The sequence below is a fragment of the Armatimonadia bacterium genome (assembly GCA_039679385.1).
Lineage (GTDB): Bacteria > Armatimonadota > Zipacnadia > Zipacnadales > JABUFB01 > JAJFTQ01.
Genome location: JBDKVB010000062.1, coordinates 1 through 11,606, shown reverse-complemented (window position 1 = coordinate 11,606; position 11,606 = coordinate 1). Strand labels below are relative to the sequence as shown.

The window sequence follows — 11,606 nt, the reverse complement described above, 5'->3', positions numbered from 1 at the left end:
CAACGATCAACTACATGGACCGGCAGGTCATCGGCATCCTCGCCCCGACGCTGGGCAAGGAGATCGGCTGGAACGAAGCCCAGTATGCCAAGATCGTTCTCTGCTTCCAGCTCGCCTATGCGATCGGTATGCTGCTGGCCGGCGGCATCATTGACCGCATCGGCACGCGCCTGGGGTACTCGATCTCGCTGGCCATCTGGAGCCTCGCGGCCATGGCGCACGGTCTCGCCCGGTCGGTAACGGGCTTCGCCGCCGCTCGCTTCAGCCTGGGGTTGGGTGAATCCGGCAACTTCCCGGCGGCTATCAAGACGGTGGCGGAGTGGTTTCCCAGACGTGAGCGGGCGCTGGCCACGGGCATCTTCAACGCCGGGGCTAACGTGGGGGCGATCGTCGCACCTCTCGCTGTCCCCTGGATCACGCTGAACTGGGGTTGGCAAAAAGCCTTCTACGCCACCGGCGCCATTGGCATGATCTGGCTGCTGTTCTGGCATCGCATCTACCATCGCCCGCACGAGCACCCTCGGCTCTCGAAGCCCGAACTCGACTACATCATGCAGGACGCCGCGGAGCCGTCTACGAAGGTCCCCTGGCTGCCGCTGCTGGGCTACCGACAGACCTGGGCCTTCATCGTCGGGAAGTTCCTGCCGGATGCAGTCTGGTGGTTCTACCTGTACTGGACGGCCAAGTTCCTGGACAAGAACTTCGGGATCTCGCTGTCGAAGGTGAGCCTGCCGCTGATCACCATCTACCTGATGGCGGATGTGGGGAGCATCGCCGGCGGCTGGTTCTCTTCCAATCTTCTGAAGCGTGGGTGGAGCGTCAATGCCGCCCGCAAGACCGCCATGCTCGTGTGCGCTTCGCTGGTAGTGCCGGTGACCTTCGCCGGGATGACCAAAGACCTGTGGACCGCAGTGTTTCTGATTGCCGTCGCTGCTTCGGCGCACCAGGGCTGGTCGGCGAACATCTTCACGCTGGTATCGGACACCTTCCCGCGCCGGGCTGTAGGGTCGGTGGTCGGCATCGGCGGCATGGCCGGGGCTGTCGGTGGCATGGTGCTCTCGGCAACCATCGGCGTGATCCTGCAGAGGGTGGGTAGCTACATGCCGATCTTCTGCATCGCAGGCAGCGCCTACCTGCTGGCCCTGCTCGTCATCCACATCCTTGTGCCGCAGATGGAGCCTGTTAAGATCGACCTTCCTGCACCAGAGGAGGAGAGCAATACCCATGAAGACCAATCCTAGATGCTTTGTCGCAACGTTCCTGACGACCCTAGGCCTTGCTGCGGGCTTTCTGAGCGTTGCCTGGAGCGCAGAGGTCTCGGTCACAGTCGCCAATGGCCTCGACCTGGCGCGGCCTTCGGAGACGATCAGCCTTCCGTGGCAGGATCTGGTAGCCGCCTTGCCCCAGGCGCAGGCCGATCGGCTGCAGGTTCGTGACAAGGCCTCCGGCAAGGAGATCCCTTGCCAGGCGGTAGATAGCGACGCCAACGGTACGCCGGACGAGTTCCTCTTCCAGGCCGACTTCGCACCAAAGGAGACCAGGGCCTTCATCCTTGCGACGCTCGAGGGGCCGGGTACGCAGTTCCCGGTGCGAGCCTTCGGGCGGTTCGTTCCGGAGCGCAAGGACGACTTCGCCTGGGAGAACGACCGCATCGCACACCGCATGTACGGTGCGGCGCTGGAGACCGACAAGGCTGAACCCCTCACCAGCAGCGGCGTCGATGTATGGTGCAAGCGGACGCGCGAACTGGTTATCGACAAGTGGTACAAGTCGGGCGACTACCACACCGACCATGGCGAGGGCTGCGACCTGTATACGGTCGGCAAGGGTCGTGGGGCCGGCGGTCTGGGCGTCTACCGCGACGGCAAGCTCGTCACCTCACGCAACTTCCGAAGCTGGAAGGTCCTCGCCGCCGGACCGGTGCGGGTGAGCTTCATCCTCACTTACCTGCCCTGGGAGGTCGACGGCGTCAAGGTCTCCGAGGTGAAACGCGTCACCCTCGACGCGGGACAGAACTTGAGCCACTTCGAGAGCATCTTCCTGCCCGACAAGCCGCTGCCGGAGCTGGACATCGCCCTTGGTGTTCAGGTCCATGCGGCGGACGCAGCGGTCGCCCTGAAGCCCCTGGAGGGCTGGATGAGTGTGTGGGAGAAGTGCAGCGGCAACAACGGGAACCTCGGTACCGGTGCTGTTCTGGACCCGGCTACGCTCAGGCAGATGAAGCAGGAAGCCGGTCATGCCCTGGCGGTGGTGACGGCGACGCCAGGCAAACCGGTGAGCTACTGGGCCGGTGCAGGCTGGGACAAGAGCGGCGACTTCGCCTCCGCCGAGGACTGGAACCTGTACCTGGCGCGATTCGCGCAGCGCCTTGCCTCACCCCTCAAGATCACTCTCGGCGCCGGGTAGACCACCCGGAAGCCTCCCGTACGGAAAGGACGTCTTCTGCCATGCAGGTGCGCTATCTTCCCGACAAGACACGCTTCCAGCGCATGACCACCGCCGAGTTGCGCGAGACCTTCCTGATCGAGGACCTCTTCGCGCCCGGGGAGCTGCAGTTGGTCTACGTGGAGGTCGACCGGGCCATCGTCGGCTCGGCCGTCCCCGTGAAGGAGCCGCTGAGCCTGGGCACCTCGAAGGAGATTGCCTCGGAGTTCTTCGCCCAGCGCCGTGAGATCGGGGTGCTCAACGTCGGCGGCCCGGGGAGGATCGTCGTCGACGGCAAGACCTTCGCCATGGACAACCGCGACGGTCTGTACATCGGCCGCGGCAGCCGGGAGATCACCTTCTCGAGTGAGGTGCGGGCGAAGCCGGCGATGTACTACCTGGTGAGCTACCCGGCCCATGCTCAGTACCCGACCACTCAGGCCCACTCGACGACGGCTGCAGCGGTCCACCTGGGTGTGACGCCTGACTGCAACGTGCGGACCATCCGCAAGTACATCCACCCGGCCGGGATCGCCAGTTGCCAGCTTGTCATGGGGTTCACGGAGCTTGAGGAAGGCAGTGTGTGGAACACCATGCCTGCCCACACCCACGAGCGGCGCAGCGAAGTGTACCTGTACTTCGACATCGAGGAAGACGCCACAGTCTTCCATCTGATGGGTGCGCCGGAGGAGACCCGGCACCTGGTGGTCCACAACCGGCAGGTGGTCCTGTCACCGAGTTGGTCGATCCATTCCGGTGTGGGGACGCGCAACTACACCTTCGTGTGGGCCATGGGTGGCGAGAATCAGGACTTCGACGATCAGGACGGCGTGGCCGTGGCGGGCCTGCGCTGACCCCAATCCTACTGACAGAGGCGCCGCTCAGTCACTGAGGGGCGCCTTCGCCGGTTCTGCCGGCTGATTCGGAAGGTGGTTGCTGCATGTCACAAGAGACGAAGCCCTTCAGCGGCAAGGTAGTGCTCATCACCGGCGCCAGTCGCGGAATCGGCCAGGGCGCCGCCGTCGCCTTCGGTCGCGAGGGAGCCACCGTCATCGGCGTAGCTCGGAGCGACCAGTCCGAGACCGCGAGTGCCGTCGAGGCAGCCGGTGGCAGCTTTGAAGCTGCTCGGGTGGATCTGCTGGAGGCGACCGCGGCAGACTTGCGGGCACTCGTTGCCGACCTCGTCGCTCGCCATGGACACGTCGATGTCCTGCTCAACGACGCGGGGATGATCCTGCGTCGCCCTGCGCTCGAAGTGACGGAGGAGGACTGGAACGCGGTCCTGCGCCTGAATCTGAGCGCGACCTTCTTCCTGAGTCAGGCAGTGGCTCGCTGGTGGGTTCACGAAGGCATGGAAAAGGCGGCCCCGGAGGCCCGGCTGAAGATCGTGAACATCGCCTCCCTGCTCTCCTTCCAGGGCGGGATCCTTGTGCCTGCCTACACGGCCAGCAAGAGCGGCGTCGCCGGCATCACCAAGGCACTGGCGAATGAGTGGTCGCCGCTGCGGATCAACGTCAACGCGATCGCCCCGGGCTACATCGTTACCGAGAACACGCGGCAGATTCGCGAGGACGAGGCCCGCAACAAAGCCATCCTCGACCGCATCCCGCAGGGCCGTTGGGGCATGCCCGAGGACATCGCCAGCGGCTGTCTGTACCTGGCCTCACCCCAGGCGGACTACCTGAATGGCACGATTCTGAACATCGACGGTGGCTGGCTGGGGCGCTGAACCCGGAGCTGAAGTGTGCGCCGGACGCCCTGACGCCATCTGTAGCGACTTCACCTGCCAAGGAGCCCAAGGCATGCGTTTCCTGGTCCACTGCGCCCTTGCGACCCTGACGATACTCTTGTCCTGTCTCGGCTGCCGTGCTCAGCCTGCACCCCTGACGCAACCACCCGCGATGCCGACGGCCGCGGAGGTCAACGCGGTCGCCGAGCGAGTCTGCGACTACGCGCTGAACCTGTGGCGTCCTCCCACAAACCGTCCCGACAGCAACGGGTGGGTGCGTGCCACCCTGTATGCAGGGGTGTGGGCCGCCTACCGCTCCACCGGCGAGGATAGGTACCGTCAGGCGGTTCTGCGCTGGGGACGCTCCCGCAACTGGACACCCGGAGGCGGTCGGCGTCTGGGCAAGCGCGATGCCTGGGCCGACAACCTGTGCTGCGGACACGTGTACCTGGACGCGTACCTCGCTGAGCGAGACCCCACGATGCTGGAGGGGACCCTCCGCGCCTGTCGCACGCTGATCGAGGAGCTGGAGCGAGGGCGTGACGAATGGTGGTGGGCTGACGCGCTCTTCATGGCCCCGGCAACGCTCTCGAGGCTTTCCGCAGCCACCGGGGACCCCGCGTGGCTAACGGCGATGGACAGCATGTGGTGGGACACCGTGGAGTACCTCCTGGACCCGCAGGAGAACCTCCTCTACCGGGATTCGGGGTACTTCAAGCGGCGCACGCCGCATGGTCAGAAGGTGTTCTGGGGACGAGGCAACGGCTGGGTGATCGGCGGCCTGTGTCGGCTGCTTGAGACCTTCCCTCAGGAGGACCCGCGTCGTGCGAGGTACGAGGATCTCCTGCGGAGGATGGCGGGCAAGCTCGTGACCTTGCAGCAGGAGGACGGGCTATGGCGTCCGAGTCTCCTCGACCCGTTGCAGGTTCCGGTGCCGGAGACCAGCGGCAGCGGCTTCTTCTGCTTCGGGCTGGCCTGGGGGATCAACCACGGGGTGCTGGACCGCGCGACCTATCTCCCGGCGACGCTCAAGGCCTGGCGAGGACTGGTGAGTTGCGTCCGGGAGGAGGGACGGCTCGGGTACGTGCAGCCTGTCGGAGCTTCCCCGGGGCGTGTGGAGGAGAGCATGACGCAGGAGTACGGCGTGGGTGCCTTCCTGCTGGCGGCGAGTGAGATGGCCGCCCTGGCGCGAGCGAGTGGTCCGCAGGGAGCCCCTGCGGAGTAGCTGCCTACCCAGTGGTTCGAGTCGTAGACACGCGACAGGCCCGGTGTTCGCGCACCGGGCCTGCGTTGTTCGCGTCGCAGTCTGAAGGTGCCTCGGGCAAGCTCGCTCAGAAGTGGTCGGTGAAGGACAGGCCAACCAGAGGTCCACCGTCCGCCGTGCTGTTAACCCCGTTGTAGCCCACGGTCAGCCGAGCCTTGCGCGAGCCGAAGAGCCCGCCGGTCAGCCCCATGTTCAACTGGTCGCCGTCGTACTCGACCGTGCCCCGGAAGCTGCCAACCGGATGCGAGAGGCCGCCCATCGCTCGGTCGTGATAGATGCCGGTGCCCCAGCCAAGGGTAACGAAGGTGCTCTGGCCGGCGCCCTTCTCCCTGCTGTTCGCAGCGCGAGCGACGCGTGCCGGATTGGTGGTGAGAAGCGTCTCGACACCAAGGCCCAGTGTGCCACGAAGTGCTGCCGGCGTCCTGGATCCCGCGCGGGCCTGAAGGTAGTGCAGAGGGATCGCAAGCTCCGTCACGCTCTCGAAGCCGGCGCGTGTCGGGGTCGAGGCGGTTGCGGCCTCGAAGTCGACCTCAGCCCGGGTGGCCCAGCGTCGAGCACCGTCGTTCCAGCGGAAGGCTTCGAGTTTGGGCGGCTGGCCCTGGGTGATGCGCAAGAGAAGGTCGTCTGGCCGTGGCCACAGGCCTTCGTCACCATCAGGATCGAGGTACGCCTCAACGACCTGATCGCGCTGTGCGCCAAGATCACTGCGGGACACCAGTGCCAGGCACAGGTCGCTTGCAGAGCGCTGCACATAGAGGGTCTGGCTCACGCCGGAGGCCAGTTCCGAGGTGCGGGAGTCGGCACCCTTCCACTCGTCTTCGGCCAGTCGTCCATCAAGGACCGGGGCCTGCGCCACCTCTGGAGCTCCAAGACGCCCTTCGCCGCGTGTCCTGGGCCCCATCACAAGGTCGCCCCACTGATCGGGGTGCGAGCCGAAGGAGCTGCTGTTGCCTCCGGTGTAGACCGTGCGCCCGAGAGGCCAGCGTACCAGGTCGGTGGCTTCGGACCGGGTCTGTGGAGGCCTGGGACTCTCGGCGGGAAGGCTGACGCTTACCGCAAAGCCGATCTCGTCGCCCTCGGCCACGTTGATCTCGGACAGAGGAATCGCGAACTCGAAGACCGGGTAGCGCCAGGCGCCGTCGCCGGATTCCGAGGCCACGCCGGTGAAGCGCAGAGGTGGACGACGGTCATCGGCTTCCACGCGACGGTAGTCCCAGTGTCCCTGCGGAGAGGTCGCGGCATAGCGAACCGTCTCGTCCTTGTCGGGACCCCAGACGAGACGGAAGCTTCGATGATGGCTGGTGAGGGTCCGGCTCGCCGAACGGGGCGTCTCGAGATACACTGTCGCCTCACTGCCCGGCGTGAGTCCCCGGTCAGAGGGCACAGCCGCCACGACATACAGCGTCCCACCGGTGTGCTTGGCGCCCAGAAGCAGGTACTGGCCTTCCGTGAGGGTCAGCCGCACCTGCGCCGCATCCTCCCAGTCAGTGCCCAGCATGCCGTCGAGAACTGGAGGCTGAGCGCTCAGGGGAATACTCAGGCGGTCGGAGGCAGTGGACAGCGCACTTGCGCCGAGCCGCTGCCCGGAGAGAGCTGCCGTACCCCAACTGGCTGGGTCGCCCGCAGAGGGTGGAACGGGACCCGGAGGCCAGGCCGGTGCTGCAGCCCGGAGTACAGCCTGCGCGGAAGAGGTCGTGCCAAGACGCTTGGTGGCACTGAGGTAGTAACTGCGGCCGACGCCCTCGTAGTCCTCGTTCGCGTCGAGGACTCCCACCGACAGCGCAGGCCATGAGACGGTCTCGCCCCACAACTGCTTCTGCACATGGTAGGCGACGGGGTCATGGGTGTCCGTCCAGACACCGGTCACGGAGAGCCCCTGCGCCGGTCCCAGCATCCCGAGAGAGAGACCTGCCTGGAGGTTGAAGCCCTCTCCGCCGGCGGACCCTCCCCACAGACCGAGAAGCTGCTGCCCGGCAGAGAGCGTGTAACCCAGTGGGACATTGAGAGTCGTCGCACCACCAGGGTCGAGCTGTCCACGCTCGTTGATCCCAAAGCCGGAGCCGGGCATCGAGGTGACCATGGACATGCCGCGGGGCTTGCCATCGGCCAGAGCGGCCACAGGGATGAGGATCAGCAGAGCAAGAAGTAGGCTCCGGCGCACGGGCTTGGTGCGGGCCATTCGTGTCCTCCACCGTCACAGCAAGGGCAGTCGCAATCCAACAACCTCTTAGGATACTACAGCACCGGAGGGCGTCAAGGGCCTCTGTGTGGCTACCGGCTCCTCCTCCGGCGGTTCTGGGTAGGAAAGGTGCGCCTCCGGGCAGGTCTGTCGGTACGCTCCGAGGAACCTCAGAGGGTTCTGACTGCCTAGCCAACCTTGCAACTGGAGGCCGCCTCGATGACCTCGCGTGAGCGCGTTGCTACGATCCTCTCCGGCGGGATTCCCGACCGTGTTGCCATGGACGAGAGTCCCTGGGGCGAGACCTATGAGCGTTGGCGTCGCGAAGGTCTCCCGCAGGGCGCGAACGTCGTCGACTACTTCGGGATGGACCTCGCCAAGATCGGTGGCCCCAATCTCACCTTCCGGCTGGAGACGAAGGTGGTCGGCGAGGACGACACCTACCGAACGGTGACTGACGCCGATGGTGTGACCGCGAAACGTCACAAGACGGAGTCCGGCCACACCCCGCACTGGCTGGACCACCTCATCAAGACGGCCGACGACTGGTATGAGTATGCGCCCCGGCTTACCCCCGCGACCGAACGCTGGGCACAGGACATCGTGCAGCAGTGCGCCGACGCGCGGGCCACTGACCGGTACGTGGTCATCTGTCATCCAGACCCCTATGAGCGTGCCTGGCCGACCTGGGGTCAGGTGCGCATCTTTGAGATGATGATGGACGACCCGCAGACGGTCGCCGACTGCTTCATGGCCTACGCACGCCTGATCACCGCCCAATACGATCTGTTGGAGCAGCTCGGGGCCGACTGGGACGGTACCTTCATGTACACCGACCTCGGGTACCGGAACTCGACACTGTTCTCTCCGACCTTGTATGATGAGCTGCTCTTCCCCGCGCACCAGCACATTACCGACTGGATGAAGGCCCATGGCAAGCGGCTGATCTGCCACTCCTGCGGGCGGATACTGTCGCTGATCCCGCGCTTCATCAAGGTGGGTTTCGATGCGATCCAGCCACTGGAAGCCAAGTGCGGGCAGGATGTGCGCGAACTCAAGGACCTCTACGGCAACCAGATCACCTTCTTCGGCAACATCGACGTCCGTGCACTCTCCGGCACGAAGGAGGACGTCTACAACGAGGTAATGTCGAAGCTGCCGAAGGCCATGGAGGGCGGCGGCTACATCTTCCACTCCGACCACAGCGTTCCCCCGACGGTAAGCTGGGAGAACTACTGTTACGCCGTGCAGCTTGTGAAAGAGCACGGGGTCTACTGATAGTGAGCCTGAGGTGTCATCATGATTGAGGTTGGCGTATTCGCAGACGAGGTATCCAGCGACTTCGAGGAAGAAGTCGATTTGTGCGCCCGTGCCGGCGCCCACTGCATCGAGCTTCGTGGTGGGCTCTGGGGGCGGGCCGTGCAAAACTGCACCGACGAGGACGTGGCGCGAGCTCAGGAGGTTCTGGCCCGCTACGATTCCCGGGTCGCAATCATCGGCTCGCCGGTGGGCAAGCTCTCCCTGGGTAACGAAGAGGAGCACCAGACCCACCTGAAGTGGTTCGACCGCATGTGCGAGCTTGCGCACACCTTCAACACCCGCATCATTCGCGGCTTCGCCTTCTGGACGCCGACGCGCAAGAGCTTGCCCCGGCCGAATCTGGACGAGCTGATCGACGAGATCGCCACCCGGCTGTCCCCCATCGCGCAGCGGGCCATCGACGAAGACGTCTACTTCTGCTTCGAGGCCGAGGGAAGCACCTGCTCGGGAACCTGCGCGGAGATCGCCCGGATCATCGACGCCATCACACCCAACGACAACCTCATGGTGGCCTGGGATGTGAACAACGCGGCGAGGCTCGAGGAGCACCCCTTCGACGTCGGCTACCCGCTTATCAAGGACCGCGTGAAGCATGTCCACGTGAAGCCGAACCGCTTCAAGAACATCGAGACCGTGTGGGACTGGGAAGACACCAGCTACAAGAAGGTCTTCGAGACTCTGATCGCCGACGGCTATGAGGGCGTGGCGACGGTCGAGCACTGGGGTTCACGCTGGCTGATGCTGGAGGGCGTGCGCCAGACGGTGGAACTGCTCAAGCAGGTGCAGGGTTAGGCGTCGCCCTGGCGGCAGACAGATCAGGAGAAGCACAGGAGGGGACAGGGCAAACACCCTGTCCCCTCTTCGCGTTGCGGGAGTGTTGACAAATCGGCGGTTCTGCGGCCCGGCTAAGGTGACGGCGTCGGGCTTGCGGTAGGTGCAGGCGTCGGGGCTGCGAAGAGCAGCATCCCGTCGGGCGTCACTGCCACGCCAGAACTGAAAGCGGTCTGGATTGCGGCGCTCTGCTGTGGTGCCAGGGGTGTGGGCGTCGGCAGCGGCAGCGTCCGCAGGTCAACGCCGCCCCGGAAGTAACGCCGGGTGCTGACGCGCGTCACGTTGCCCATCTTCTGCTCGCTGCGCTCCGTGAAGTCGTACTCCCCCTGCTGGTAGGAGCGCACGTAGGCCTCCCAGACTTGGCGCGGCGTCCAGCCATCGGTCAATTCGCGCCCCGCGGTGTTGCTGGCGTCCACCAGCTTCGCGTGCGGCAGGTCGGAACCGCGCACATGCTTCTTGTACCAGCGGGCGAGGACGATGGCGGCGTACACCTGCCGCAGCGGGGCATAGATGCGGTCCTCGTTAACGCGCTGCTCGATGACCGGCAGCACCAGTTCGCGGCTGATCCGATCGATCTCGCTCATCCCGTAGGGCGAGTTGGCGGAGGAGAACCGCTCCGTCTCGAGCCTGACCAGCAGACGCATACTCCGCAGGTACACGCCCTGGTCATCGCCGCCCAGTTCCATCGGACCAGGCACGATCCACATGCGAGCGCCGGCGCGCAGTGCACCCCCGGCAGCCACTCGACGGACGCGCTCCCAGAACGCCTGCCCAAGCTCAGAGGTGCGAGGGTCCGTCAGAGCGCAGCCGTCTCGCTTGAGCTGGAAGTCGGCCTCCACGAGAGCGCGACCCAGTCCGGTCTTCGCGAGCCGCTGATCACACACCCCGCCGGGCTGGTCCGGCGTAAGGTTGACCCATACCGCTACATCGGGGACGGTGAGGCCGAGGAAGAAGGCGTCTTCCGACAGGCGCATCACGTCACCGGCAACGTCTGAGCTCAAGGGCGTGGTGCCGACCGGGGAGTTGTAGAGCAGCCCGAACTGTCCCGCATGATCCGGCCGGCTGGCGGTCACGTAGGCCAGACGCATGCTGGTCACGTCCACCGTCGCAACCGCCGCAACCGCAGGGGAAGCCCCGCAGATAAGGGCTGCGAGTGATACCCAGGCAACGAGAGCCGCTGCACGTCTCCAGAACGTCATCCGCTGCACGCCTCCGTTCGCCAAAGGCCAGTAGAGCAAGCGGTTAAGTATTGCTCAAGAAACAATCAACAGTATCCCCCGGCCCGGTCTCGCTGAAACTCCTGCTCTCCTCGCCCATGCCTTCAGTCTTCCCACCCGTGCGGACACCTTCGACGCACCCTCCAGCGATTCCCTCCTCGCCCGGACGAAGAGCCCAAGGGGCAGCACCTCAGTCCTGCCTACGGGGCTGGCGCCTGCAGGTTGCGGCGCCACTGGTGGTCAATATCCCAGGACGTTGTGGACCCCTTCGGCGCAGACCAGCGCCCCCTGGAGTCTCACTATGGTAGACGCTATCCCCCAGTTCCCTGTTCTCGCCGACCTTGGTCTGGAGCACCGTCCGGCACTGCACGCCGCCTTCCGTGACCTGCGCCCGGAGACCTCGGAGCTGACTTTCACCAACCTGTTCATCTGGCGCCACGCCTACGGAGCGCGTGTCACCCGCTTCGGCTCGGTGATCTGTGTGTTCTCCTGGCGGCCGGACCCGGAGGACTCCTTCCTGCTGCCACCGGTCGGACCGGGGGCGGGAGTTGAGCAGGTCCGTGCGTGCCTGGATCTGATGGCCTCTGAGGGGCATACCCCGCAACTGTGCCGCATCGACCGGGCCGGCCTCGAGCGTCTGGG

At 65.4% G+C, this 11,606-nt stretch carries 10 protein-coding genes; 8 read left to right on the top strand and 2 right to left on the bottom strand.

What is annotated here, in order from left to right:
* The 5 genes from ABFE16_06205 to ABFE16_06185 form a co-directional block, all read left to right on the top strand.
* The coding region (locus ABFE16_06205) for an MFS transporter (protein ID MEN6344881.1) at window positions 1-1,241 on the top strand (1,241 nt) is incomplete at its 5' end.
* A complete protein-coding gene (locus tag ABFE16_06200; GenBank protein MEN6344880.1) occupies window positions 1,225-2,406 on the top strand; it encodes a DUF4861 domain-containing protein in 1,182 nt (393 codons plus the stop codon). The genes ABFE16_06205 and ABFE16_06200, both read left to right, overlap by 17 nt.
* 41 nt (window positions 2,407-2,447) lie before the next feature.
* Window positions 2,448-3,278 (top strand): 5-dehydro-4-deoxy-D-glucuronate isomerase, encoded by an 831-nt coding sequence (gene kduI, locus ABFE16_06195; GenBank protein MEN6344879.1) that lies wholly within the window; start codon window positions 2,448-2,450, stop codon window positions 3,276-3,278.
* Between the two features lie 86 nt (window positions 3,279-3,364).
* Complete coding sequence (locus ABFE16_06190) at window positions 3,365-4,153, top strand: SDR family oxidoreductase (GenBank protein ID MEN6344878.1); 789 nt, start codon at window positions 3,365-3,367, stop codon at window positions 4,151-4,153.
* 73 nt (window positions 4,154-4,226) lie between these two features.
* Entirely contained in the window at window positions 4,227-5,378 is a 1,152-nt protein-coding gene (locus ABFE16_06185) for a glycoside hydrolase family 88 protein (GenBank protein ID MEN6344877.1), read from the top strand.
* A 106-nt stretch (window positions 5,379-5,484) separates the two neighbouring features.
* Here the strand turns inward: ABFE16_06185 and ABFE16_06180 are convergent, their stop codons facing one another.
* On the bottom strand, window positions 5,485-7,596 hold the full coding sequence (locus ABFE16_06180; protein MEN6344876.1) for a hypothetical protein: 2,112 nt from the start codon (window positions 7,594-7,596) through the stop codon (window positions 5,485-5,487).
* A gap of 219 nt (window positions 7,597-7,815) precedes the next feature.
* Between ABFE16_06180 and ABFE16_06175 the strand changes: the two genes are divergently transcribed.
* The gene (locus ABFE16_06175) at window positions 7,816-8,874 is read left to right on the top strand and encodes a uroporphyrinogen decarboxylase family protein (GenBank protein MEN6344875.1); all 1,059 of its coding nucleotides are present in this window, start codon (window positions 7,816-7,818) and stop codon (window positions 8,872-8,874) included.
* A 21-nt stretch (window positions 8,875-8,895) separates the two neighbouring features.
* On the top strand, window positions 8,896-9,708 hold the full coding sequence (locus ABFE16_06170; protein ID MEN6344874.1) for a sugar phosphate isomerase/epimerase family protein: 813 nt from the start codon (window positions 8,896-8,898) through the stop codon (window positions 9,706-9,708).
* A 113-nt stretch (window positions 9,709-9,821) separates the two neighbouring features.
* Here ABFE16_06170 and ABFE16_06165 read toward each other — a convergent pair whose 3' ends face one another.
* Window positions 9,822-10,946 (bottom strand): hypothetical protein, encoded by a 1,125-nt coding sequence (locus ABFE16_06165; protein MEN6344873.1) that lies wholly within the window; start codon window positions 10,944-10,946, stop codon window positions 9,822-9,824.
* 319 nt (window positions 10,947-11,265) lie between these two features.
* Between ABFE16_06165 and ABFE16_06160 the strand changes: the two genes are divergently transcribed.
* On the top strand, window positions 11,266-11,606 hold a 341-nt coding region (locus ABFE16_06160; GenBank protein MEN6344872.1), incomplete at its 3' end, for a hypothetical protein.

What these genes read in the sequence shown, in the direction of transcription:
- ABFE16_06200 (MEN6344880.1), top strand. Translation starts at nt 1,225, where the DNA reads ATGAAGACCAATCCTAGATGCTTTGTCGCAACGTTCCTGACGACCCTA.
- kduI (MEN6344879.1), top strand. Translation starts at nt 2,448, where the DNA reads ATGCAGGTGCGCTATCTTCCCGACAAGACACGCTTCCAGCGCATGACC.
- ABFE16_06190 (MEN6344878.1), top strand. Translation starts at nt 3,365, where the DNA reads ATGTCACAAGAGACGAAGCCCTTCAGCGGCAAGGTAGTGCTCATCACC.
- ABFE16_06185 (MEN6344877.1), top strand. Translation starts at nt 4,227, where the DNA reads ATGCGTTTCCTGGTCCACTGCGCCCTTGCGACCCTGACGATACTCTTG.
- ABFE16_06180 (MEN6344876.1), bottom strand. Translation starts at nt 7,596, where the DNA reads ATGGCCCGCACCAAGCCCGTGCGCCGGAGCCTACTTCTTGCTCTGCTG.
- ABFE16_06175 (MEN6344875.1), top strand. Translation starts at nt 7,816, where the DNA reads ATGACCTCGCGTGAGCGCGTTGCTACGATCCTCTCCGGCGGGATTCCC.
- ABFE16_06170 (MEN6344874.1), top strand. Translation starts at nt 8,896, where the DNA reads ATGATTGAGGTTGGCGTATTCGCAGACGAGGTATCCAGCGACTTCGAG.
- ABFE16_06165 (MEN6344873.1), bottom strand. Translation starts at nt 10,946, where the DNA reads ATGACGTTCTGGAGACGTGCAGCGGCTCTCGTTGCCTGGGTATCACTC.